Annotated in this window: 22 protein-coding genes; 8 read left to right on the top strand and 14 right to left on the bottom strand. The window is 52.9% G+C overall.

The window, feature by feature from the left end:
• Positions 1–29 precede the first annotated feature (29 nt).
• The 6 genes from gatB to LY85_RS04300 form a co-directional block, all read right to left on the bottom strand.
• Positions 30–1,460 (bottom strand): Asp-tRNA(Asn)/Glu-tRNA(Gln) amidotransferase subunit GatB, encoded by a 1,431-nt coding sequence (gene gatB / locus LY85_RS04325; RefSeq protein ID WP_141825604.1) that lies wholly within the window; start codon positions 1,458–1,460, stop codon positions 30–32.
• Positions 1,457–2,920 (bottom strand): Asp-tRNA(Asn)/Glu-tRNA(Gln) amidotransferase subunit GatA, encoded by a 1,464-nt coding sequence (gene gatA / locus LY85_RS04320; protein WP_141825603.1) that lies wholly within the window; start codon positions 2,918–2,920, stop codon positions 1,457–1,459. Before gatA ends, gatB begins: the two co-directional genes overlap by 4 nt.
• A gap of 9 nt (positions 2,921–2,929) precedes the next feature.
• Entirely contained in the window at positions 2,930–3,208 is a 279-nt protein-coding gene (gene gatC, locus LY85_RS04315; RefSeq protein WP_038324946.1) for an Asp-tRNA(Asn)/Glu-tRNA(Gln) amidotransferase subunit GatC, read from the bottom strand.
• 41 nt (positions 3,209–3,249) lie between these two features.
• Positions 3,250–4,968 (bottom strand): aspartate--tRNA ligase, encoded by a 1,719-nt coding sequence (gene aspS, locus LY85_RS04310; protein WP_141825602.1) that lies wholly within the window; start codon positions 4,966–4,968, stop codon positions 3,250–3,252.
• A 154-nt stretch (positions 4,969–5,122) separates the two neighbouring features.
• Entirely contained in the window at positions 5,123–6,340 is a 1,218-nt protein-coding gene (gene pepT, locus LY85_RS04305) for a peptidase T (protein ID WP_141825601.1), read from the bottom strand.
• 109 nt (positions 6,341–6,449) lie between these two features.
• A complete protein-coding gene (locus tag LY85_RS04300) occupies positions 6,450–7,826 on the bottom strand; it encodes a PLP-dependent aminotransferase family protein (RefSeq protein WP_141825600.1) in 1,377 nt (458 codons plus the stop codon).
• A gap of 118 nt (positions 7,827–7,944) precedes the next feature.
• On the opposite strand from LY85_RS04300, the gene LY85_RS04295 reads away from it, so the two are divergent.
• From LY85_RS04295 to LY85_RS04280, 4 genes are all read left to right on the top strand, one after another.
• Positions 7,945–8,472: a TIGR04002 family protein gene (locus tag LY85_RS04295; RefSeq protein ID WP_141825599.1), complete on the top strand. Its 528-nt coding sequence runs from the start codon at positions 7,945–7,947 to the stop codon at positions 8,470–8,472.
• Positions 8,473–8,500: 28 nt separating this feature from the next.
• On the top strand, positions 8,501–9,076 hold the full coding sequence (locus tag LY85_RS04290; protein WP_141825598.1) for an ECF transporter S component: 576 nt from the start codon (positions 8,501–8,503) through the stop codon (positions 9,074–9,076).
• 88 nt (positions 9,077–9,164) lie between these two features.
• Positions 9,165–10,478 (top strand): polysaccharide biosynthesis C-terminal domain-containing protein, encoded by a 1,314-nt coding sequence (locus tag LY85_RS04285; protein ID WP_141825597.1) that lies wholly within the window; start codon positions 9,165–9,167, stop codon positions 10,476–10,478.
• 150 nt (positions 10,479–10,628) lie between these two features.
• Positions 10,629–11,357, top strand: coding sequence for a hypothetical protein (locus LY85_RS04280; protein WP_141825596.1), 729 nt, complete (start codon positions 10,629–10,631; stop codon positions 11,355–11,357).
• A gap of 201 nt (positions 11,358–11,558) precedes the next feature.
• On the opposite strand, the gene LY85_RS04275 is transcribed toward LY85_RS04280, so the two are convergent.
• The 5 genes from LY85_RS04275 to LY85_RS04255 all read right to left on the bottom strand — a co-directional run bounded on the left by LY85_RS04275 (position 11,559) and on the right by LY85_RS04255 (position 16,848).
• Positions 11,559–12,308, bottom strand: a complete 750-nt coding sequence (locus LY85_RS04275; protein WP_141825595.1) for an amino acid ABC transporter ATP-binding protein — start codon at positions 12,306–12,308, stop codon at positions 11,559–11,561.
• Positions 12,296–13,108: an amino acid ABC transporter permease gene (locus tag LY85_RS04270; RefSeq protein WP_141825594.1), complete on the bottom strand. Its 813-nt coding sequence runs from the start codon at positions 13,106–13,108 to the stop codon at positions 12,296–12,298. The genes LY85_RS04275 and LY85_RS04270 overlap by 13 nt, the downstream gene beginning before the upstream one ends.
• Before the next feature lie 37 nt (positions 13,109–13,145).
• Positions 13,146–14,033 (bottom strand): transporter substrate-binding domain-containing protein, encoded by an 888-nt coding sequence (locus LY85_RS04265; RefSeq protein WP_141825593.1) that lies wholly within the window; start codon positions 14,031–14,033, stop codon positions 13,146–13,148.
• Between the two features lie 453 nt (positions 14,034–14,486).
• The gene (locus LY85_RS04260) at positions 14,487–15,410 is read right to left on the bottom strand and encodes an AEC family transporter (protein ID WP_141825592.1); all 924 of its coding nucleotides are present in this window, start codon (positions 15,408–15,410) and stop codon (positions 14,487–14,489) included.
• Between the two features lie 118 nt (positions 15,411–15,528).
• Entirely contained in the window at positions 15,529–16,848 is a 1,320-nt protein-coding gene (locus LY85_RS04255; protein WP_243122478.1) for an HAD-IIB family hydrolase, read from the bottom strand.
• A 255-nt stretch (positions 16,849–17,103) separates the two neighbouring features.
• Here LY85_RS04255 and LY85_RS04250 point away from each other — a divergent pair, with 255 nt between their 5' ends.
• Together LY85_RS04250 and LY85_RS04245 are read left to right on the top strand one after the other, a co-directional pair.
• Entirely contained in the window at positions 17,104–19,701 is a 2,598-nt protein-coding gene (locus LY85_RS04250; protein WP_141825591.1) for a heavy metal translocating P-type ATPase, read from the top strand.
• Between the two features lie 19 nt (positions 19,702–19,720).
• Positions 19,721–19,984, top strand: coding sequence for a metal-sensing transcriptional repressor (locus LY85_RS04245; protein WP_141825590.1), 264 nt, complete (start codon positions 19,721–19,723; stop codon positions 19,982–19,984).
• A gap of 197 nt (positions 19,985–20,181) precedes the next feature.
• Here the strand turns inward: LY85_RS04245 and LY85_RS04240 are convergent, their stop codons facing one another.
• The 3 genes from LY85_RS04240 to LY85_RS04230 form a co-directional block, all read right to left on the bottom strand.
• Entirely contained in the window at positions 20,182–20,595 is a 414-nt protein-coding gene (locus tag LY85_RS04240) for a GNAT family N-acetyltransferase (protein ID WP_141825589.1), read from the bottom strand.
• Between the two features lie 67 nt (positions 20,596–20,662).
• Positions 20,663–21,052 (bottom strand): pyridoxamine 5'-phosphate oxidase family protein, encoded by a 390-nt coding sequence (locus LY85_RS04235; protein WP_038324925.1) that lies wholly within the window; start codon positions 21,050–21,052, stop codon positions 20,663–20,665.
• A gap of 137 nt (positions 21,053–21,189) precedes the next feature.
• Positions 21,190–21,567: a helix-turn-helix domain-containing protein gene (locus LY85_RS04230; RefSeq protein ID WP_141825588.1), complete on the bottom strand. Its 378-nt coding sequence runs from the start codon at positions 21,565–21,567 to the stop codon at positions 21,190–21,192.
• Between the two features lie 435 nt (positions 21,568–22,002).
• Between LY85_RS04230 and phnD the strand changes: the two genes are divergently transcribed.
• Positions 22,003–23,889 carry a phosphate/phosphite/phosphonate ABC transporter substrate-binding protein gene (phnD, locus tag LY85_RS04225; protein ID WP_141825587.1) on the top strand — a complete coding sequence of 629 codons (1,887 nt, stop codon included), beginning with the start codon at positions 22,003–22,005 and terminating at the stop codon, positions 23,887–23,889.
• A gap of 148 nt (positions 23,890–24,037) precedes the next feature.
• Positions 24,038–25,018 carry a CAP domain-containing protein gene (locus LY85_RS04220; protein WP_243122477.1) on the top strand — a complete coding sequence of 327 codons (981 nt, stop codon included), beginning with the start codon at positions 24,038–24,040 and terminating at the stop codon, positions 25,016–25,018.
• The last annotated feature ends 72 nt before the right edge of the window (positions 25,019–25,090 follow it).

Genomic DNA, 25,090 nt, shown 5'->3' with positions numbered 1-25,090 from the left:
GGCATTTTTTATGCATGGTTTCTTTTTGATTATTTGGCGTTGGCGCCCTGTATCAGCTGAATCAGGAGCTTTTCTGCTTCCGTCGCGTCCGCGCGGCCCCGTGTCGCTTTCATAACGGAGCCCAGAATGGCCTTGAGCGCCTTTTCCTTGCCGGAGAGGTAATCCGACACCGCGTTGGGATTGGAGGCGATAGCCTGCTCGCAGGCGGATTTAAGAGCATCCGCATCCACACCGCCCATATCGGCCTCACTGATCAGCTCGCCCGGAGCTTTCCCGGTGTCGAGCATTTTTTCAAGCGTCGCCTTCAAAAGGTTCATTTTGATTTTGCCTGCGTCCAGCAGCTTTACAAGCGCGTTTAAGTTTTCGGGCGTTACGTTCGCCTGAAAGCTTTCTTTCGCGCTGTCGCCGTCCAGACGGCTGAACATCTGTCCGATCATGCAGTTCGCGACGACCTTTGGATTCTGAACGCCGTCAATGGCGGCTTCAAAATATTCCGCAATCCGGCGGTATTTGATCAGCTGCTGTGCGTCGGCTTCGGGAATGCCGAATTCGGCCCGATAGCGCTCCAGCCTTTGATGGGGCAGCTCCGGCAGCTTTTCCCTTAATTGGGCGACCGTCTCTTCGGAAACCTGAATGGTCACGAGGTCCGGCTCGCGGAAATAGCGGTAATCGTGGGCGTCTTCCTTGCCTCGCATGCTTTCGGTGCAGTCGTCCTCCTCGTTGTAGCGGCGGGTCTCCTGTACGACCTTTTCGCCGCTCTGCAGCAGGTCGATCTGGCGGTTCACCTCGTATTCCATCGCCTTGGCCATGTGGGCAAAGGAGTTCATATTTTTGATTTCGGTCCTAGTGCCGAATGCTTCGGTCCCCTGCGGACGCACGGAAACGTTCACGTCGCACCGCATGGAGCCCTCCTGCATTTTACAGTCCGAAATACCGAGAAAGCGCATGACGAGCTGCAGCCTTTCCAGATATTCCCTCGCTTCGTCAATGCTGCGGATATCGGGCTCGGTAACGATTTCAATCAGCGGCACGCCGCCGCGGTTGTAATCCACATAGGTGCTGCCGCGCTGGTGGACCAGTTTGCCGGCGTCCTCTTCAATATGGATGCGCAGGATACGGACCTTTCTGCCGTTGCTCAGTTCCACATATCCGTTTTTGCACAGCGGCATATCGTACTGTGAAATCTGGTACGCCTTCGGAAGGTCGGGGTAGACGTAGTTTTTGCGGTCCATTTTGGAAATCGGGCTGATTTCGCAGTTTGTCGCCAGACCGGCCATGACGGCGTATTCGACCACTTTTTTGTTCAGCTTGGGCAGCGTGCCCGGCAGCCCGATGCAGACAGGGCAGCAGTGGGTGTTCGGGTCGCCGCCGAACTCCGTGGTGCAGGAACAGAAAATTTTCGTTTTGGTGGATAATTCAATATGAGTTTCCAGTCCGCAGACCAGCTCGTAATTGCTCATAGCTTCACCCCCATGTCCGCGCAACGGAAGACCGTGTTTCCCACGGCCGATTCATACTGATGCGCAATATTCAGGATGACCGCCTCGCTGAAGCTGCTGCCGATCAGCTGCATGCCGATGGGCAGGCCCGCGGCGTCAAAGCCGCAGGGGATGGAGATGGCGGGCAGGCCAGCGATGTTCACCGGCACGGTGCAGATGTCCGTCTGATACGTTTCCACCGCGTCCTGTGCGGTGAAATTCAGTGGGAAAGCCGTCATGGGGACGGTGGGGGCGAGAATCGCGTCGCATTTTCCGAAAGCGTCCTGAAACGCTTTGACCAGCGTGCCGCGCAGGTTCTGTGCCTTTTTATAATACGCGTCGTAATACCCCGCGCTCAGCACGTAGGTGCCCAGCAGGATTCTGCGCTTGACTTCCTTGCCGAAGCCCTCGCTGCGCGTTTTGCAGATCATTTCATTGCGGTCGCCGTAGTGCGGGGTGCGGTAGCCGTAGCGGATGCCGTCGTACCGCCCGAGGTTGGAGGAAGCCTCCGCGCACGCCAGAATATAGTACACCGGCAGGCTGTATTTTAAAGCGGGCATATCGAAATAGACGATCTCGGCGCCGAGCGACTCGTAGACCTTCAGCGCGTTCTGTACCGCGCCGTTCACATCGTCGCGGATGCCGTCGAAGTATTCCTTCGCAATTCCGATTTTCATACCCCGGATGCTGTTGTTCAGGCTTTCGCCGACCGGTTTTCCGGTGTTGCCGCGGCAGGTCGAATCCTTTTCGTCGTACCGGGAAATCGCGTCGTAAACCAGCGCGGCGTCCTCTACCGTTGCGGTGATCGGCCCGATCTGGTCAAAGCTGGAAGCGTAGGCGATCAGCCCGTAGCGGGAAACGGCGCCGTAGGTCGGTTTTAAGCCGACCAGACCGCAGAAGCTCGCGGGCTGACGGATAGAGCCGCCCGTGTCGGAGCCAAGCCCGTAAACGGCAAGGTTGCCGCCGACCGCGGAGGCGACGCCTCCGGAGCTGCCGCCCGCCACGCGGGAAAGGTCGTGGGGATTCAGCGCCCCGCCGAAGCACGAGGTCTCGCAGGAGGACCCCATGGCGAACTCGTCCATATTTGTTTTTCCAAGCAGCACGGCGTTCTGCCGCTGCAGAATGTCCCACACCGTCGCATCGTAAATCGGGTAGTAGCCCTTCAGTATATTGGAACAGCAGGTGGTTTCGATCCCTTTGGTGGAGATATTGTCCTTGAGGGTCATCGGAATTCCCGCAAGGGGGGAAAGCTCTTCATCGGAAGCGATTTTTTTGTCCACCGCCTTCGCCGTTTCCATTGCCAGCTCCGCCGTGGGGTTGACATAGGCGTTGATTTTTCTGTTGTCGCGTTCCATCGCGTCGATATAGTTCTGTGTAAGCTCCTGACAGCTGATTTGCCGGGACTGCATCAGCCCGTGCAGCTTTTTGATCTGACTTTCCATCCGTACCTCCTACACGCGTTTTTTGACCAGAAAATATCCGTCGTCCCGGCTCTCGGCATTTTTCAGTATCTCTTCCCGGTCGTAGGAAGGGACGACGGTGTCCTCCCGGAAGACGTTGGAGAGGTTATTGATGTTGTCAAAATCGGAAGCGTCGGCGCTGGCGGCGTTGATCGTGTCGGCAAAGCCGATAATTTCGCTCATATCCTTCGTCAGCTCGTCCAGCTCTTCGTCACTGACGGAAAGCTTCGCCAGATTGGCGATATTCAATATTTCCTCATGGGTAATCATGAAAGCCCTCCTTTGGGCCGGGCCAAAAACAGGCTCCGGGCTTATTTTCTCAGCTTAATGTGAACCTCGCGCAGCTGCTGCTCGGTGACTTCTCCGGGGGAGCCCATCAGCACGTCCTGCGCGTTGGAGTTCATCGGGAACGCGATCACTTCGCGGATGTTATCCTCGCCGGTCAGCAGCATCAGCATGCGGTCCACGCCCGGGGCCATGCCCGCGTGCGGGGGCGCGCCGTACTGGAACGCGTTGTAGAGCGAGGTGAATTTGGTTTGGATATCCTCCTCGGTGTAGCCAGCGATTTCAAACGCCTTGACCATCACGGCGATGTCGTGGTTGCGCACCGCGCCGGAGGAAAGCTCCACGCCGTTGCAGACGATATCGTACTGGTAAGCCAGAACCTCCTCTGGCTTTTTGGCCGTCAGCGCCTCCATTTCGCCCTGCGGCATGGAGAACGGGTTGTGGGTAAAGACATAGTTTCCGGTGTCCTCGTCGATCTCGTACATCGGGAAATCCACAATAAAGCACAGCTCGAACGCGTCCCTGTCGATCAGGTCAAGCCTTTCGCCGAGCTCCGTGCGGATCTGTCCCGCAAGCTTCGGGGCCGTCTCGCGGTCGTCGGCGATGAAGAAGATCACGCAGCCGGGCTTCAGCCCCGCGCGGCGGGCCAGCTCCTCGCGTTTGTCGTCCGGCAGATATTTGTTGATCGGGCCCTTGTACTCGTTTTCAGCGGTGACGCTGATATAACCGAGGCCCTTCATGCCGATTCCTTCCGCGAATTTCAGCATGTTCTCGAAGAAGCTCTTCGGCTGGGAAACACAGTCCGGAACGTTGATCGCGCGGACGGTTTTGCCTTTGAACGGGGTAAAGGCGGTATCTTCAAACAGGTCGGTAATATCGATAATGTTCAGCGGGTTGCGCAGGTCGGGCTTGTCGGTGCCGTATTTCAGCATGGTTTCCTCGTAGGGAATGCGCACAAACGGCGCTTTGGAGACCCGTTTATCGGAAAATTTCTCAAAGGTCTCGCCCAGCACTTCCTCCGCGACCGAAAAAACGTCCTCCTGTGTGGCGAACGCCATCTCAAAGTCGAGCTGATAGAACTCGCCCGGAGAACGGTCGGCCCTCGCGTCCTCATCGCGGAAACAGGGGGCAATCTGGAAATAGCGGTCGAAGCCCGACACCATCAGAAGCTGCTTGAAAATCTGCGGAGCCTGCGGCAGGGCGTAGAATTTGCCCGCGTGTCTGCGGCTGGGAATCAGATAGTCGCGCGCGCCCTCCGGAGAAGAGGCGCTGAGAATCGGCGTCTGGATTTCCAGAAAGCCCATGTCCGTCATCTTGCTGCGCAGAAAAGAAATCAGCTGGGAGCGCAGGACAATATTCTCGTGTACCTTCGGGTTGCGCAGATCGAGAAAGCGGTATTTTAAACGGACATCTTCCTTGGTTTCCTTCGACAAATCCACTTCAAACGGCAGGCTGTTCAGTGTTTTGCCCAGCACGGTGAGGGCGGAGACCTTTACCTCCACCGTGCCGGTATTAATTTTGGGATTAACAGTGTCTTCGTCGCGCAGTATAACGGTGCCGGCGGCGGTAATGGTGCATTCTTTCGTTACATTTTCCAGCAGGCTTTCGTCGTAAACAACGATCTGAACCACGCCGTAGTGGTCGCGGATGTTTTCCACCCAGCCGGCCACGCGCACTTCGCTGCCAATGTCCTTTTCGCTGACTTCCCCGCACAGATGGGTGCGGTACTGGTTCACACAAATCATAATTCCGTTAATCCCCTTTAAGCACTTTCTTAATTTAAAGCATAATTATACCATAAAATGCATTTTTCGGCAACGGGAACTCCGCCGTTTTTCCGCCGATTTGCACTTTATCACTTTACTATATCATATTTTGCAGGGAAATGCGATACAAAATTCATTCCGCCTTTACAATATTCAGGAGTACGTCCGCCATGCTGTCCATGGACTGGACCGGGATATATTCGAACCGGCCGTGAAAATTGTGGCCGCCGGTGGAAAGGTTGGGGCAGGGAAGACCCATATACGAAAGCCTTGCGCCGTCCGTGCCGCCGCGGATAGCCACGATCTCCGGCTCCACGCCCGCGTCCTTCATGGCCTTTTTTGCCTTTTCAATGATAAACATATGCGGCTCTATTTTTTCCTTCATATTATAATAGGAATCCTGAAGGGTGAGCTCAACGGTATTGTCCCCGTATTTTTCGTTGAGATAGCGGGCGGCTTTTTCAAAACGGGCTTTTTTCTCCGTAAACTGGTTCATGTAGTGGTCGCGGATAATATAGCGCAGAACGGTTTTTTCCTCGTCGCCCTCCATGTGGCTCAGGTGGTGGAAACCCTCGTAGCCCTCGGTACAGGCTGGAATTTCGTTCGGGGGAAGCATGGAGTTGAATTCAATGCCCATCAAAAGCGCGTTCTTCATTTTGTTTTTCGCGTCTCCCGGATGAATGTTCACCCCGTTTACCGTGACTGTCGCGGCCGCCGCGTTGAAGTTTTCGTATTCGATTTCTCCCAGCCTTCCGCCGTCCACCGTATAGGCGTAATCCGCTCCGAAATGTTCGACGTCGAACCTGTCGGCCCCACGCCCGATTTCCTCGTCCGGAGTGAAGCCGACCGCGATTTTTCCGTGCTTTACCACGCCGCCACTCAATTTTTCCAGGAGGGTCATGATCTCCGCCACACCGGCTTTGTCGTCGGCTCCCAGCAGGGTGGTGCCGTCGGTGACGATTAAATCCTTGCCCTTGTAATCGCGCAGGCTTTCAAATTTCGCGGGGCTCATCACGATCTGTTTTTCCTGATTGAGGACGATGTCCCCGCCGTCGTAATTTTCCACGATTTTCGGCTTGATCCCGGCGCCGCTTGCGGACGGGCTGGTGTCCATGTGGGAAATCAGCCCGATCACCGGCAGCTTTTCCTCACAGTTTGCGGGAAGCGTGCCATAGACGTAGCCGTTTTCGTCCATGTGGGCGTCGGAAAGGCCCAGACCCTTCATTTCCTCCACCAGAAACTTTGCCAGCGCCTTCTGTTTTTCGGTGCTGGGGCAGACGTTTTCCGGGGCGTTTTCGTCGGAGGTGGTGTCAAAGCCGACGTATTTCAGAAATCTTTCATATGCTCGCATGTTATGCTTCTCCTTTATCCGATGGAAATCCGCCGCATCGGCGGGATGCGGACTGATTCCATTATTTGTTAATGTACCCTATTTTACTACGATAACCCGGAAAAAACAATCAGGTACCGACGGACCACGCGCTTTTCAGGCAGTCCACCGCCGCGCCGATTTCCCCGAAGGGAATCCCGGCAAAGCCGAGCCTGATTCTGGAGGTCCCCTCCTGCGGCGGCATGGTCCGAACGCCCTTCTCCGCCGCAAGGGCACAGAGCTCCTGTGACATCAGCCCGGTTTTCACGTCCAGAATCAGATACAGAAACGTCTCCTCCAGCAAAATATCGACGCTGTCGCCGAAAGCGCTTTTCAGGGCTTTGATCAACGCGGTGCTCTTGGCGGCGTACAGCTTTCTCAGCCGGCGCAGATGGCGCTCCAGCTGTCCGCTTTTCACGTACCCGCTCAGAGCCAGCTGTTCGATTTTGGAGGCGGTCTGGTTGTAGCGGCTGGCCCGAACGCGGTAGCGCTCCAGAAGATTCTCCGGCAGCACCATATAGCCGATACGCACCGAAGGAAGAAGAAGCTTGGAAAAGGAGCCGATGTAAACGATGCTTTCTCCGCCGGCCATGCTCTGCATGGCCGGAATCGGGCGCGCGTTGTAGCGCAGCTCGCCGTTGTAGTCGTCCTCAATGATGATCGCGCCGGTTTCCCGCGCCCAGTTCAGCAGCTCGGACCGCCTGCCCATGGGCAGGCTTGTTCCCGTGCGGACCCGGTTGGAAGGACTGACAAACAGCAGCCTTGCGCCGCTTTTTTCCAGCGCGTCCATCCGAATGCCGTTTTCGTCCGCCGGCAGCTGCAGGACGGACAGTCCGCAGTCGGAGAAAATCTGCTCGGCCTGCAGAAACCCCGGCTCCTCCATGGCAACGCGCGTATCATCCCTGTTTAATAATCCGCATAATATGGTTAACAGCGGCTGCGTGCCCGCGCCGATGACGATCTGCTCCGGGGAAGCAACCACCCCCCGGACGCTGTAGCTGTAGGCGGAGAGCGCCTCGCGAAGAGCGCGTTCCCCCTGATGCTCGCCGTATCCGGCGATGACCTCCTGACGGTTCAGCACGTCGCGGATATGACGCCGCCAGGCCTTGATGTCGATATTGTCGCTGTCCACACAGTCGCTGCCGAAATTGTAGCGGATGGGAGGGGCGCTCGGCAGAGGGGTTCCGACGCGGCGGGGCTTCTGGCGCCCGTCGTCGTGCGCCACGGTCAGGACAAAATAGCCGCGCTGCGGCCGGGACTGGATATAGCCTTCCACGCAAAGCTGCTGATACGCGTTTTCCACCGTAGTGCAGCTCAGCTTTAAATCCTCCGCCAGCTTGCGGATGGAGGGAAGACGCTCTCCCTTCGCGAGATGTCCGGCCTCAATGGCGGCTTTCATAGTGAGGTAAAGCTGCTGATAAAGCGGGGTGCCCGAATCGGCGTCCAAAATCAGATAATCGTAGGTCATGGGCTTCCTCCAAAAACTGTACTGATCATTTTTTTATTAACTGTATATTTTAATACGAACAGTTATACGCTATTATTATAGCACAGCTTTAAAGCAAATCAATCATTGGAGTGTTTAGATGATGAAAACGAACCGGTCTTCTGCGACGGGAACCTATGTCATGACGGCGCTTTTTGCCGCGATGATCTTTGTGGTTACGGCCTATGTCCTTCATATCCCTACGCCCGCGACGGGCGGATATATCCATCTGGGGGATTCCATCCTCTATCTTGCGGCCAGCATTCTGCCCGCGCCGTTTGCCATTGCCGCCGGGGGAATCGGCGAAGCGATGTCCGACGCGCTGACGGGGAGCGTAGCGTACGCGCTGCCGACCTTCCTGATTAAATCGGCCATGGTCCTCTGTTTTTCCGCGGCGGGCAAAACGATCCTTCATAAGCGCAATGCCGCGGCGGCCGTCGCCGCCGGGGTGATCTGCATCGCCGGGTACTATCTGACGGAGGTCGTTTTCCTGCACAGCTTTGTTTCTCCGCTGGCAGAGATCCCGGCCAATCTGGTGCAGGCAAGTGCCAGCGCGGTGGCTTATTTCCTGCTGGGCAACGCGCTGGACCGGCTGAATATCAAAAACCGTATCGGCGTCCTTAATTAAGAATCATTTATAGTTTGGGGGTATCATCATGAAATTCAATACAAATCAGCAAAAGACGACGGTCAATGTCGCGCTGACCGGCCTGATGGGCGCGCTTGTGCTGGTGGGAACATACTTGAACGTTCCGATTCCCGTGCTTGGAGACAAAACCATGATCGGTCTCGGCAACGTGTTCTGCATCCTGTCCGGCCTGCTTTTGGGGCCGGTTTACGGCGGCGCGGCGGCGGGAATCGGTTCGTTTATCTTTGACCTGATCGGAGGCTGGGCCTCCAGCGCGCCTTTTACGCTGGTCTTTAAGTTTATAATGGCGTTTGTCTGCGGCACCATCGCCTGGGGCGGGAACAAGTCCGCGAAAAAGCTTTCCCGCCTGATTCTTGCGGCGGTCGCGGGTTCCTTGAGCTACTGCGCCCTGTACCTCGGCTATTCCTATGTGAAGGAGCTGCTCATCGGCTCCGCGGTGCAGGTCGTCAATATTAAAATCGCGACCAAAGCCGCCGCAACCCTCACGAACGCGGTGATTGCGGACGTGGTGGCCGTACCGCTGTTCCTCACCATTCGGAAGGCGCTCGACAGAAACCATGTCGGAGGAAAACTTCAGGAATAACCACTGCAATATTGTTAATTTTTTGCGATCATGCTATAATATACTCCTTGTTAAAAAGTACAGCGGCAGATATTGGAGTATAGGATAGATGAAAGAAAAAAAAGACCGTAAAATCAGAAGTTCCATCGTGCGCGACGCACTCAGCACCTTTGGAACGACCGCATTCGGTGCGGTAATGGGGTTTATTTCCTCCCTCGTGATCACGGGGGTTCTGGACCCGGCTTCCAAGGGATATATTACACAGCTGCAGTACGTGGGAACGCTTCTGGTCACCTTCCTTTCCCTGAGCGTCAGTTCCGCGGTGATTTACTATACGTCGCGCTATGGGCTGAAGAACGTGAAAAAAGCGCTGACAAAAATCTGCGCCGGAATCGTTGTCTTAATCGTCGTCATCGGCCTTGCAAGCGTGTTTGTACTGCGCGACAGCTATTTTGCGGACACTCCTCTTTTATACAGCGTGCTTGCGGTGGTTTACGGCGTGTTTTCCTTTTTATCCACCGTCTACACCTGCATTCTGCGCGGCGAAAACAAGTTCAGCGCCTATAATATCATAACCCTGATTCAGCGCGTGCTGACCACCGTGTTTGCGTTCAGCGTGTTTTTCTGGAAAACGCCGCTGGTGATTATTCTTTCCAGCATTCTGATTATGGTGGCCATGATAGGGATGTGTATTTCCGTGCTGCGCAGAGGCCCGGAACAGGCGGTAAGCGAAGAGGACGATGTGCTGGTCGGCGCCGGTACTATGGTGAAGTACAGCTTGAAATCCCATATTTCCAACATGCTGACCTATGTGAATACTTATGCTGCCAATTTCATTGTCAAAGGATATTATAAGGTTGCCGCACTCGGCGTGTACTCCTTTGCCTCCACACTGATGGAGCAGGTCTGGCTTTTGCCGAATGCCGTCAGCATGGTCATCATGTCAAGGATCGCCGGGATGAAGGTACAGGAAGATAAAGTCAAGCTGACGCTGATGTCCTGCAAAATCGTTACCTACATTACTTTTGTGTGCGCGTTCCTGCTGACCTGGATGGCGCAGATTTTCGTACCGGTTGTTTTCCCGAAATATATAGAAGCCATTCCGGCGCTGCGCATCCTGATTATCGGGTCCATCTTTATTACTTACGCGAAGGTGCTGGCAAACTCGATTGCGGCTTACGGAAAGCCGGAGCTGAATATCATTTCCACGGTAATCGGCGTGGCGTTCAACATTGTCCTCAGCTTTGTCCTGATTCCCGGCATGGGCATCAACGGCGCGGCGGTGTCGACGTCCGTTTCGCTGACGGCGCAGGGACTGACCTCGATTATCATTTTCTGCAAGTTTACCAGAACGCCTTTCTACAGGCTCCTGATTCCAAGCAAAGAGGAAATCTCCATTGTACAGAAAATTATCAAACGATAATGTGATAATAGAAAAAAGCCTGTGGGCCTCGGCCCGCAGGCTTTTTTCATTCAGCTTTAAAATAAAGAACATACAACCGTCACATTGCGCCAATATAATAACCATACGTCAGGAAGATATTTCCAATTTTTTAGAATGGAGATGCAAATCATGAAGGATCGTATGGTAAAACGGGTGGAAGCGGTGCTGCTGGCCGCCGTTTGTACTGTCGGACTTGCGGCATGTTCCTCACAGACAACGACCGCGTCCGCAACGGCGGCACAGTCGGCTTCCCAGCAGGGCGCGGACAATCAGACGACCGTGTACGGCAAGGTGACGGCGGTTGACGGCAGTAAAATCACTCTTGCTCTGGGGACCTTGAACCGCGGAGAGGGCGGCGGGCGTCAGGAAAGCGGGAAAGGCCAGGGCGGCGCTTCCGGCAGCGAACAAAAGGGCAATCCTCCGTCGAAAGACAATACTGCGTCTGGCGGCGACAGTTCCGAAGGGAAAAATCAAAGGCAGCAGGGTTCCGGCGGCGAAGGCGGATTTGAAATGCTGACGCTCACCGGCGAAACAAAAACCATTACCATCTCCGACGAAAGCATCCTTACCAGACAAAGCATGCGGGGAAACCGACAGACTCCGGACGGAAAGACGGAACAGGGGACGGGTTCCACTGCTTCTTCCGCAGGGGATACAAGTGATACATACAGTACAAAAGGAGTAAAAAATACAAATGGTAATGAAAGCGGAGAGTCTGCTTCCCTCAGCGACATCACCGTCGGCAGCGTGTTAAAGGTCACCAGCGAAACAGGAACCGATCAGCTGGTTTCCGTACAGATTCTGGGCGGGGGTACGCGCGAAAAACCGGAAGAGTCGAGCAGTTCAAGCCAGTCCTGAGGAAGGGGGCATAAAAACTGCCTGCCGGAAGCAATATTCCCAGCCGCAAAGAACCTCTGAAAACAAAAAGCACTTTGATACGGCCCTGAAAAGGACTGCTCAAAGCGCTTTTTTCATACAGTAAATTAAAGAAGGACTATTCGGCGACAGCCTCAGAACGGGGGACAAAGGCACGACTTGTTGCAGTCTGCCGCCTGAGTGTTATTGATTGCGGAAACGGGACAGAAACTCCTTAGTGCTCTCCTGCTGAGGATTGGAAAAGAGCTCTTCAGGCGTGTTTTCTTCCGCCACCACGCCGTCCGCCATAAAGACCACACGGGAGGAAACATCGCGGGCAAAAGCCATTTCATGGGTCACGATCACCATGGTCATGCCTTCCTGCGCGAGATCGCGCATAACCTGCAGCACTTCGCCGACCATCTGGGGGTCCAGCGCGCTGGTCGGTTCGTCAAACAGCAGCATTTCGGGCTCCATAGCCAGCGCGCGCGCAATGGCGACACGCTGCTGCTGTCCGCCGGAAAGCTGGTGGGGCTTTGCGTTGATGTATTCGCCCATACCGACCTTCGTCAGGTATTTCATAGCGGTTTCTTCCGCGGTTTTCTTATCTTTCTTGAGTACTTTCGTTGTACCGGCCATGCAGTTCTGGAGCACGGTCATGTTGTTGAACAGGTTAAAGGACTGGAACACCATTCCCACCTTGGAACGGTACACGTTCACGTTGCTCCCCTTGGAGGTGATGTCCCTGCCGTGAAAGAAAATCTGGCCGGAGGTCGGCGTTTCCAGCAGGTTGATGCAGCGCAGGAGCGTGGACTTGCCGGAACCGGAAGCGCCGATAATGCAGATGACGTTCCCGTGATAGGTTTCAAAGTCGATGTCCTTCAGCACCTGATGGTCTCCGAAGCTTTTGCTCAGATGGTTTACCCGCAGGATCGGGGCGTTTACTTCTTCCATGTTTGGTTGCCTCCGTGCTTCTTAACAGGATTGTGGCCGCAGGGGTCGGCCATCATGTCGATCTCTACCAGAGAGTAATAGCCGGAGCCGTCGATTTTGCGCTCTATCCAGCGCAGCAGGCGGGAGCAGGTAAAGGTCATGATGAAGTAGATCACACAAATGATAAAGAATACTTCAAAATACCGGAAGTAGGCGCCGGCGGCGGAATTTCCGGAGAAGAACAGTTCCGTGACGGAAATGATGTTCAATACGGAGGTATCCTTGATGTTGATAATCAGATTGTTGCCGATCTGCGGAAGGATGTTGCGCAGGGTCTGCGGCATAATGACGCTTACCATGGTCTGCCAGTGCGTCATGCCGATCGCCTTTGCGGCCTCCGTCTGACCCACGTCGATGGAGTCGATGCCGCCGCGCACGGTTTCCGCCATATATGCGCCGGTGTTGATGGATACGATGAAAAACCCGGCGAACATCGCGCTCATATCCACGCCGAACATCTGCTTGGAGCCATAATAGAGCACCATGGCCTGAACGATCATCGGGGTTCCGCGAAAGACTTCTATGTATACGGCTAAAATAAACTGCAGGACCTTATACAGAATTTTGACGACCGGATTGGCTTTTTTATTGTAGGGCAGGGTCCTTAATACGCCGACCAGAAGGCCAATCAAACATCCGATCAGGGTGCCGACCAGCGCCAGCATCAGCGTTACGCCCGCTCCGCGCAGAAAAATCATTCCGTATTTGTCGAGCAGATACAGTACCCAACCGAAAAAATCGGCTTCGTTGGGGAGATTCATAGATTACACTCACTTCCTGCCTGAACGCAGTCAATCATTATTGAGCCATCGGCTGTTTTGAAATCGCATCCTGCATGATTTTGTCGCGGTCGGCTTCGCTGACTTCCCCGAGAGCTTTATTAATGGCTTCTTTTAAGTCCGTGGCGGATTTTGAAACCGCAATGCCGAGATTGACGTCTTCGTCAGACGCCTTGAAATCGTCTCCGCCGGCGGAAAAGTCGAGCATGACAAGATTTTTATTCGTAGAGGAGGCGGCCAGAGCCGTCGGCTTGTCTGTGACAAAAACCTCGGTCTTGCCGGAGGTCAGGGCCACAATCAGCGCCGGAACATTCTTCATGGCCGGCTGGATTTTCGCGTCCGGGATCTGCTTGAGCATATCGTACCAGATGGTGTTCTGCTGGGAAGTGCAGGAAGCACCCTTCAGGTCGGCCACACCCTTGGCGGAAGCGTATTTGCTGTCGGACTTTACAAGAGCATAAATGGAGGCTTTGTAGTAAACATCCGTGAAATCGACGGTCTGCAGACGCTCCTTTGTAATGCTCATGCCCGCGATCGCCGCGTCCAGCTTACCGGAGGAAACACCGGGGGCAAGACCGTCCCATTCGGTCTTGACGATTTGCAGGTCGTATCCGATTGCGTCGGCAATCTTCCTGGCCATCATAACGTCGTAGCCGTTGGCATACTCGCCGCTGCTGTTGGAAATCGGGACCGCGCCGTTGGAATCATCCGCCTGCGTCCAGTTGTACGGGGCAAACGCGCACTCCATACCGACCTTGAGCACCTTTTTTGCAGCGGTGCTTTCCGCGCCGGATGCGGCGGGAGCGGGGGACTGTGCATCACTTTTGGAACAGCCCGCCAAAGAAAACAGGCTGATCGCCATCGCCGCACAGAGCACGGCGGATAAAATCCTTTTTGTCTTTTTCATAATAATACCCCTTCCGTTAAAAAAGCAATACCGGCAAACCGCCGGTGAAATCCTAAATGAAGCAGATTGATATGCAGGAAAAATGGATGAAGACTGCAAAAAAACGCCGCTTTATCTGTTAAACCTGCTGAATTATTGCAAATTATAATATGATTATAGTGAAATGTCAATGGCTGTTTTTTGAAAAATCATGCATCAGCTTGGGCTGTTTTATGCATTTTGCACCTTGTTAGAGCGTTAAAGCAACATCCTCTGAAAAAATATCTTTATGCTGACCGTTCAACCCTTTTTCCTGAAACTGCATCGTCAAAAAACAGCGCGGGAAAATACGCTTTGCCGGGGCTTTCAAAAGCCTGTTCGGGGCGCGTTTTTTCGCGTCTTAGCATTCCGATTTATTCCATTTGTGTCATAAATTCATTTTGCGGCAGCTCTTTCATTATGTAAAGCGGATTTTCAGAACAGCTGCTTTGCCAGAACGCAGAAGAAAGGCATTGTCGCCACAGAAAACAGGGTCGTCAGCGCAACGGACTTGGAGGCGAGTTTTGCGTCTCCGCCGAACTGGACCGCAAACATCGCGGTGGCGGTAGCCGACGGAGCGGCGCAGAGCAGTAAAACGGTTGAGGCCACGGTTTTGTCAATGCCGAACGGGAGCATCAGCAGAAGGGTCAGACCCGGGAGCAGGACCAGCCTCAAAGCGGAAAGCAGGTAAAGGTTACTGTCCGTAAACAGCTCCTTCAGGTTGATTCCGGAAATGTAGATTCCCACCACGATCATGGCAAGCGGCGTGTTCATCGAGGCCAGGGAGCCGATGGGGGACTCCAGAATTTCCGGCAGCCTGATGGAGAACGCAAAAAGCGGAAAGGCAACCGCCAGCCCGATGATTCCCGGGTTGGTGGCGATCTTCTTCCAGCCCGGAGCGCGTTTGCTGCTGACGCTGGTATAACCGTGCGTCCACATAAAAAAACTGAACACGGCGTTGTACATGGAAGCGTAGGCGACTCCTGCGCTGCCGAAGACGGCTTCCACAAGCGGGATTCCCATATATCCGCTGTTGGAGTAAGCGGCCGCGAAGCGCAGGATCTTTTTCTGGTAATCGGGGTTTTTCCGAAAGAAGAGCATGCTGGCGAGAATCGCCAGGCCCATGGCAAAAGCCGACCAGAACACGGCGGAAATCAGCTCTTTGATCCCGATCTGTCCGATGATGCTCTGCAGCGAGGCGATAATCAGGCACGGCGTTACCACATACAGCAGAATAGAAGTAATCTGCTGCGCGCCGCGCTTCGTAACCATCCCGGTTTTCCCGCAGAGATAGCCGATGAAAATCATGATAAACAGAATCACGACCTTCTCAAAAATGGTCAAAAAGGAAATAAGCATCAGAAATCCGCCCCGATCTTTGTCAGATAGGTCTTTGCGCGGGCCGGGGATAATTTGATGGTGTAGAAATGATTCAATTCAAGCGTCCTTTCCGCAGAGATATTATATTGAGAGGGGGTTAAGGGAGCTTTCTGGCATGGAAGAGCTTTTCTATGGTCCTGACAACCGCGTCGCTGTCCTGACTGCCGATGATCTGCGGGGCCGCTTTCTTCAGGCTGTCCGCCGCGTTGGCGACCGCATAGCCGTAGTCCGCCGCCGCGATCATGCCCGCGTCGCTTTCGTCGTCGCCGAAAGCGGCGACCTTTTCCATCCCGTAGCGCCTTTTCAGTTCCAGTACGGCGTTTTCCTTGGAGGCTTCCACGCTGTAGATTTCCAGAAAATAGTGTCCTTCGTTGTTCCGGTCGGGGTAATAGACCGCGCTGATTTGCCCGGCGCAGCTCAGGCTCAGAATTTCTTCGCGCAGCTTCCGGATGGTTTCCAGCCGGTCAACCGCCATGATATAGACCACGTCGCGGTTTTCGGGCAGCGGGTTGCAGATATAATTTTTTAAGGGCCGCAGCTTATGTTCGTGGTAAAAGCGCTCCTCCGCCGCGTTGGTAAAATCGCCGTAATAAATATGAAGGATATCGTTGATGATCGTGTGCACAAAGCAGTTCAGCCCGTATTTGTCAAATACCCCCAGCACTTCCTTCGCCGTCGCGTAAGGGATGTTTTTGCTGTAAAGATAGGTTTTTTTCCTGATATCATACAGTGCTGCGCCGTTCATGGCGATCACCGGAAGCGAAAAAGAGATTCCTTTCAGGATCGGCTCCATGGAAGAGGACGAGCGTTTGCTCGCCACCGTAATCATAGCGCCCCTTTGCAGGAGCTGATTCAGCTTGAAACGGGTGAAATTGCCGATCTGCCCGCCGGAATTGGTCAGTGTGCCGTCCAGGTCGCTTACGAACAGCAGATCGCCGTTTTTTCTGCGGGGAAGATGGAAGGCGTTCACGCCCAGCGACACGAAAATGCCGATCAGCGTGTCTAAAATTCTGTTCAGCGCGAAAAAATAAGGACTCGCATCCTGGCCGTGAGAAACGGTAATGCTCATAAAGACAACGCAGGTAATATAGGAAGCGGAGGTCTTTTTCGCGAGTACGGTAATATAGATCAGCGGGATAATTACGGCGGAAATCAGCAGATATTTCAGCACCGGCACATCCGGCGGGATAAAGCTCCTTTCCGCCATCATGACAAGCATGCCGGCGGTCCCTCCGATAAAGGTGCCGATAATGCGGTTAAAGGCTACCTTTCGGCTGTTGGAGACATACGGCTGCATACACAGAATTGCGGCGATTGCGGAATAAAACGGAATTCCGTCTCCGCGGACAAGATAGATCGCGAAGCAGAGGAAAACCGCCACAGAGGATTTGATGATTCGCATTCCGATTTTGGGCATTTGCAAGAACTCCTAAAACAATATTCGTTTTTATTAGTTTACCACAATGCCGTAAAATTGCAATTCATCTTCCGCAAATTTGCTTTCTTTCTGTTTCCCGGGAAAAACCCGTTGATTTTTCGCGTTACATCCGGCTGGCGGCCGGGGCGGCGGCAGAGGGAAGAAACAGAGCAGAATTATTTTTTACCTATTGACAAAAACTAAAAATATGTTTATAGTAATAATACACCCCCCAGGGGTGGAGTGAGGTGAAGCATGAATAAAAAATTTAATGTAACGGGCATGACCTGTTCGGCGTGCTCGGCCAATGTGGAAAAAAGCGTCCGGAAGCTGAACGGAGTCAGCTCCGTCAACGTCAATCTGCTTTCAAACAGCATGACGGTGGACTACGACGATACGGTTGCCAATGACGCTGAGGTGATCCGGGCGGTGGAAAACGCGGGGTACGGCGCTTCCGTATATTCCCGTAAGGCAAATACAAACGCGAAAAGCCAGCCGCAGGAAAATCCGGTCCAAAAAGAACTGCAGTCGATGAAAATGCGTTTGATCGTTTCTTTTACATTTTTGATTCCTCTTTTGTATCTTGCCATGCATCATATGCTGAAGGAATGGATCGGCCTGCCGGTGCCGGAATTTATCAAAGCGGCCTTCCACGGCCCGGAAAACGGCGTGGTGTTCGCGTTTGCGCAGTTCCTGCTGCTTTTGCCGATCGCCTATGTCAACCGCAAATATTTTCAGGTCGGATTCAAAACGCTGGCAAAACGCGCGCCCAACATGGACTCCCTGATCGCCATCGGTTCCACGGCGGCGATCGTTTATGGAATCTTCGCTATTTTCAAAATCGGCTACGCGCTGGGACACGGCGACATGGAGACGGCGGATCATTTTCTGATGGACCTTTATTTTGAATCGGCGGGAACCATTCTGGCACTGATTACGCTCGGGAAATACCTGGAGGCCAGATCAAAGGGCAAAACCTCGGAAGCGATTACCAAGCTGATGGATCTGGCGCCGAAAACCGCAGTGGTGATCCGCGACGGCGCTGAGGTTGAAATTCCGGTGGAAGAGGTCGTTGTCGGCGATATCCTGCCGGTCCGCCCGGGCCAGAGCATCCCGGTGGACGGAATCATCGTGGAGGGCTCTTCCTCCATCGACCAGTCCGCGCTGACCGGCGAGAGCATTCCTGTGGAAAAGCATGTCGGCGATAAGGTCATTGCCGCAACCATCAATAAAACAGGATATTTCAAGTTTGAGGCGCAGAAGGTCGGCGACGACACAACGCTGGCGCAGATCATCGATCTGGTGGAGGAAGCAAGCTCCTCCAAGGCGCCGATCGCAAAGCTTGCGGATAAAATCAGCGGCATCTTTGTTCCGGTCGTGATCTGTATTGCCATTGTGTCGGCGGCCGCGTGGCTGATCGCCGGCCAGTCGTTTGAATTCGCCCTCTCCATCGGCATCGCGGTGCTGGTTATTTCCTGCCCGTGCGCGCTGGGCCTGGCGACACCCGTCGCCATTATGGTCGGTACGGGCAAAGGCGCTTCCAACGGCATCCTGATTAAATCCGCGGAGGCTTTGGAAACGGCGCATACCGTGAATACGGTGGTTCTGGATAAGACCGGCACCATCACGGAGGGCAAGCCGAAGGTGACGGATATCCTGACCACAGGTCTGGCTGCGGAGCGGGAACTGCTCACAATTGCGGCTTCCATGGAAAAACCCTCGGAGCATCCGCTTGCGGACGCCATTGTGGAAAGGGCGTCCGAACTGGGGCTGGAAATCAAAGCGGTCGACCAGTTTGACTCCGTTTCCGGCCAGGGCGTTGCCGCGGTGCTGGACGGCAAACAGTATTTTGCCGGAAACCGTGCGATGATGGAAAACAGAAAGGTGGATATCTCCTCCCTGCAAAGCGCCTGTGACGCGCTGGCGGAGGACGGAAAAACGCCGCTGTATTTTGCGCAGGGGCAGAATCTGCTGGGCGTCATCGCGGTGGCGGACGTTGTGAAGCCGACCAGCCGTCAGGCAATCGAAGAATTTAAGGCAATGGGTATTGACGTAGTCATGCTGACGGGCGATAATAAAAGAACAGCAGAAGCGATCCGCCGCCAGCTTCACATTGACCGCGTAGTGGCGGAAGTCATGCCGCAGGACAAGGAAAGCGAGGTCCGCAGGATTCAGGACGGCGGCAAAAAGGTCGCGATGGTCGGCGACGGCATCAACGACGCACCCGCGCTCGCAAGAGCCGACGTCGGGATCGCCATCGGGGCGGGAACGGATATCGCCATTGAATCGGCCGACATTGTGCTGATGAAAAGCGATTTGCTCGACGCCGTGACTGCGGTGCAGCTGAGCAAGGCCGTCATCCGCAACATCAAGGAAAACCTGTTCTGGGCGTTCTTCTACAACAGCATCGGCATCCCGCTTGCGGCCGGCGTGTTTTTCTCCCTGCTGGGCTGGAAGCTGAACCCGATGTTCGGCGCGGCGGCTATGAGCCTGAGCTCCGTGTGCGTTGTTTCCAACGCGCTGCGGCTAAAGCTGTTTAAACCGCGCAGAATATCTGCGGGACAAAAACAGAACGAAATTGAAAACCCAATCAAAATAGAAGCGGAAGGAGATCTTTCTGAAATGAAAAAAGTCATTACCATTAACGGCATGAGCTGCGAACACTGCAAGGCCAGGGTAGAAAAGGCGCTGAATGCCATTGGCGGCGTGGAAGCAAAGGTGGACCTGAAAAAGAACAACGCCACGGTTTCACTGAAAACGGAGGTTTCCGACGAAGCGCTGAAGAACGCCGTGCAGGAAGCCGGTTATGAGGTAGTTTCCGTAGAGGAAAAGAAGGGCCTGTTCGGCAAATAATTTTACACGGAGGGCTGCCATGAAAGCAGACAAAGAAAAGGTGACCCGGCTGCTGAAAACCGCACGGGGACAGCTTGACGGACTTTTGAAAATGGTGGAAGAGGACCGCTACTGCATCGACATCTCCAACCAGCTGATGGCCACGCAGGCGATCCTGAAAAAAGCCAACATTGAAATTATCCACGCGCACCTTGGCTGCTGTGTCAAGGAGGCGTTTGAACAGGGAGACGCCGAAGAAAAGATAGACGAAATCCTGACTGTCATGGATAAGCTTTCAAAATAGCGGAATATCAGCGCTCTGAGCGGCTTTCCAAACCGTTTCGGGGCGCTGTTCTTTTATTGTAATACGAAAAACGGCAGCTTTGATTTTATTTCAAAGCCGCCGTCAGGCTGTTTTTCCTGTCTAGGCGTATCAGTATCCGCCGCCGAACAAGGTTTTTTTGTTACGGCAGCATGATGTTTCCGTAACAAAAAACGATATCAATTTTTATGGGAATAATTCGCAAGCAGCATGGCTGTTCCTTCAGGCATAACCTGAAATCCCAACTTTTTATAAAATGAAACATTTTTCTTTTCTTCCGGCATAAGCTCAATATATAAAAAGTTTTTGTATTTGTCTTTGACCCGATTCAGCAGTTCTTTGGCAATTCCGTGCCCCTGAAATTCAGGATGCACCAGAACATAGTGGACATAAGCGACCAATTCGCTGTCGTCCAATGCCCTTGCCAATCCGACAAGTCTGTCTTCATTCCAAGCGGTTATTACAGTGGATGAATTCCGGAGCGCTTTATGGAGCCGGTCCGGATATTGTCCGGACACCCAATCGACAGACAAAAATAGTTCTTGCACCTGATCCCTGGTGAAATTTTTTTCTTCCGTATATCGAATTTTCATAAATTTCCTTTTTAAAAATGAGAGGCCAGCGCATTTTGACCTCTCATTTACATTTTTGCGAGATTTGTCAGATGGATTTGCCGATGTCGGGGCCCGGCGTACAGACGATGACCTCTCGAATCTTGAGGCTGACAGCGCCCTTGGTGGTCAGCTGAAAGCCGGAGGTAATACTGTTGCCTGCGGCAACCAGAGTGGCGTCAGTAGTATAGGCTGCGTCACCTTTTATCTGGTACCCTTCCAGTGTCTCGTCATTATAGACGGAGATGGCTGCCTCGCCGCTTTTCTTGATGTTTGCGATCGTCGTGTCCATAAACACGTCGAAGAGCACCAATTCATCGTCTCCCACGACCTTCTTAAAGAGAATCGGCACTGCGTTGGGAGTTTCGCCCTGGGTAGCAATTACCCACGTTTTCGCTGATTCAAGCAGCTTTTTGACCGCGTCATTTAATTTTGGCATCTTTCATCGCTCCGTTTCTTTATTGTACCTTATTGGCTCCGAATGGGTCAACCATAACCGCAGTATAACAGAGCAGCTTGAAAGAGTACATATATTAGGAAATTTATAAGTAACTAATAAATTTATTAGTATCAAAATTACAGTTGGTTGCAGGTTCTGCAAGGGGGTAATTTTTTGCCCAAGGCTTCTAATGTATGGCTCCTCGACCACTGACAAATACTTTGAAGAATTGGGAGTACGGATTTTCCTTTTGAGGTAAGAGAATATTCTACCTTAGGCGGGATCTCATTGTATTGAGTGCGATCAATCAGTTCATCCGCAATCAGTTCCTTTAATGTCGCGGCAAGCACCGCGTCAGTAATATTACCGAGTTCCTTTTTTATTTCGTTATAACGCAAAACATCGTTTGCGGATAACACACATAGAATCCTCGATTTCCATTTGCCGCCGAAAATGTCAAGGCCATATTCAATAGGGCACATAATTTCTTTTTCGAGTTTTAATTCGTATTTCATTTTTATTCTCCCCCAATCTCGCTTTCCTGCCGCGATTAACTATATCAAATAAAAGTAACTATGTCAAAAGGAAGCGAAGCCACTCCTAATCTTTCCCGCTTTTCGCATGAATGAAATAGGTAGCTTTCATAAAACGGGAGGGGGCAGGGGGGTGAGAGGTGCCGCTGCAAGTGTGAGAAAGCTGCAAGCGCTCCGGGGCGCCGCCGATAAAATAGGGCTTTGCCCGCACAGAAAGAATCCCGGCTCTGCCGCCGTCCTGATTGCAGGCTGAAAATTTGAAAAAAGAAGATTTTTGCTGGAATATGGATAACATTGACAGATTATAAGATTTGAAATATAATAATATTGTGTATAAAAGAGACATGGAATGAAAGTAAAGAAGTAAAATTTTATCAGTTTTGAACTGAATTTTTTGATTGCTGAGGCGGTAGAAAAATGAATTTTACATCGAAACGGTCTGTCTTTATTTCTGCAATTGCGATCCTCATTCTTCAGGCGGCAGGACTTTTGTTCCAATTCCACGGAGTGGGCGGCTTTCTCTATTCCGTGATCGGGAGCATCCTGATTCTGGCTGCCGCCGACGCCCTGTTTGGAAAAACCGGCGGGGAACCCCACCCCGTAAAGCAAAAGGACCATGAGCAGGACGAGCTGGGGGAAAGGCTTTTTCAAGTCGCGGAAACCATGGGCTTTGACTCCCAGCAGCTGATCTGGCTTTCCGGGGACAACATGAAAACCTTTGAAAAGGTTGCAAAGATTTCTTATGAGATTGAAAAGCTCAGCGAACAGAATGCGGCCAGTTCGGAAGAAATCAATGCAAGCATCAATGAGCTTGCCGGAGCATGTACCAATCTGAATTCCGGGATCATAAAAATCGAGGATCATTCCAAAACCTCCATTGAAATGCTGAACAAAAATGAGCGGACCATCCGGAGCATCGGCAGTTTCATCCTCGACCTTACGTCGGTCATCAGGGTCGCTTCCGACAGCAACCTGGAGCTTCAGGAATCCTCTGCGAAAATCAATGAAATTGTGGACTATATCAGAAAGATATCCAGCCAGACCAATCTGCTGGCGCTGAACGCCGCCATAGAAGCCGCGCGGGCGGGGGAGGCCGGCAGGGGCTTCTCCGTTGTCGCCGGGGAAATCCGGCGGCTGGCGGTGCAGACGGACGACGCGATCTCCGTCATTGAGGGCGTGGTCAGGAATATTGTCGATAAAATACAGACCTCCAACACGGCCATGACCGAAATCGGCGACAAGATGAAAAATGTGGACGGCATTGTCACGGAATCCTCCCAGATCATTCAGGAAATCAACTCGATCCTGAAGGACGTCCAAAACGCGATTTCCGGCCTTACCCAGGAGTCGCTGATGCAGAAGAATACGGCGGCTGAAATTGAAAAGGCAGTGGAAAATGTCGCGGAGGCGGTACAAAAGACCCACGATGTTTCCTGCTCCGCCATTGAAATGGTTAACGTCCAGCAGAAGAAAAACGAAACCATTCTTTCCTTCTGCAACAAGATCGGCGAAACCGCGGAAATGCTGCAGCAGGACGCCATGGCTTTCAAAAAGCAGGACGAGATCATCTTCGGCGTCAATCCCTTCGTCGAGCCCGACCGTATCCGGAAAACCTACGTGCCCATCCTTGAGCGGGTATGTGCCAGCGTGGGCTTAAAATGCCGCACCCTGATCGTCAGAAGCTATGACGCGCTCAGTGAAAGCGTGGAGAAGGGCATCATCGACGTCGGCTGGTTTTCTCCGTTTGCGTATGTCAACGCGCATGAGAAATGCGGGGCGAATGTGCTGGTTACGCCGAAGGTCCAGGGACGCTGCTCCTACAACGGGTACGTTGTGGCCCGCAAGAACGGCAGGGTGCATTCCCTCAATGACTTAAAGGGAAAGACCTTTGCCTACGTCGATGAAAAAAGCGCGTCGGGGTATCTGTATGCCCGCGATATGATGAAGCAGAACCATATGGACCCCGATACCATTTTTGAAAAGGTCGTCTTTTTGGGCAACCACAATAATGTCGTCAACGCCGTTCTGGCTGGGGAGGTGGACGCGGGTGCGACCTATGACGAGGTTTACAATCAGGCGCACGCCGACGGGCTTTTCACGGACGAGCTGATTATCGTCGCCCGTACGGAGGAAATTCCGAAGGATGCCCTGGCCGCCGGGAAGGACATGCCCGCGACACTCGCGGAAAAGCTCAGCGGCGCCTTCGTGGACTTCAGTGATTACAGCGGGATCGATACGACGGTTCAGGGCTTTGTCAGGAATGAAGACAAGGCGTATGATATTATCAGAAGATTAAACAATTAATTTTAAAATTCATAATTTTTCCAGTATCTTCATTAGTTTACATAATTTTCAGTATTGTTTTCTTCATGCATCGGTGTTACGATAAGTGCAAGAAAAGTTACAAACCTGTAACAATTCAAAATCGAGAAGCATGAAAAGGAGATAATACATGAAAACGAAAATACTTGCGTTAATTGCATGTGTGCTGATGTCAGGTACGGCCGGCGCGATTGTAAACAGCGGCAATGCCGCGGCTGCACCAAGCGAAAGCACCACCACAAGTACCGTTTCTGTCGATTCTCAGGCGGAAGCCGTGGAAGTAACCAGCGAAGCACCGGCGGCGGACACACAGGAAACAGGCAACACTGTTGCCGATATCGTTAAATCCGGTACATCCAGCGTTTGTCCCAAAACTTCCGCTTCCAGCGGAACCGTGGCGGGAACCGATTCCACCAACTGCAAGGTTGGCAACAGCTGTGCCAGCAACCAGATCTGCAGCGCGGCAAACGGCTGCACCAACAATTCCAACTGCAAAGCAGGAACCACCTGCACAGTCAATTCCAACTGTCTGACCAATTCCTCCAACGGAAACAAATATCAGATCACGATTGGCGGAAAAACATACACCTGCCCCAATACGAACACAAGCTCTAAGCCGAGCTCCAGTTCAAAACCGAGCTCAAGCTCCAAACCCAGCTCCAGTTCCAAGCCGAGTTCCAGCTCTCAGGGCAGCACTTCCAGCACACCGGCCACCACGGGCGGAAGCTACGCTTCCTTCCAGAATCAGGTAGTTCAGCTTGTCAATCAGGAAAGAGCCGCAAACGGACTCAAGCCTCTTACCGTCAATTCCTCTTTGACAAATACCGCGACCTTAAAGTCGCAGGATATGGCAAAACTGAACTATTTTGACCATCAGTCTCCTACCTACGGTTCTCCGTTTGATATGATGAAGCAGTATGGAATCAGCTACAGAGCTGCCGGCGAAAACATCGCCATGGGCCAGACATCCCCGCAGCAGGTTATGCAGGGCTGGATGGATTCCCCCGGACACAGAGCAAACATCCTGAATGCTTCCTTTACCCAAATTGGCGTGGGCATTGCCCAGAACGCACAGGGCCGTTATTATTGGACCCAGCAGTTCATCGGTTAACTATTTCATTTCCTTTCAAATTATGTAAAAGAAGGCTGCCGTTTATCGGCGGCCTTCTTTTTTTGCTGCCAT

It is taken from the genome of Clostridium sp. KNHs216 (assembly GCF_006714885.1).
Classification (GTDB): Bacteria; Bacillota; Clostridia; order Oscillospirales; family Acutalibacteraceae; genus Caproiciproducens.
The sequence above is the reverse complement of the archived record's forward strand: the minus strand, read 5'-3'. Positions and strand labels throughout refer to the sequence as shown.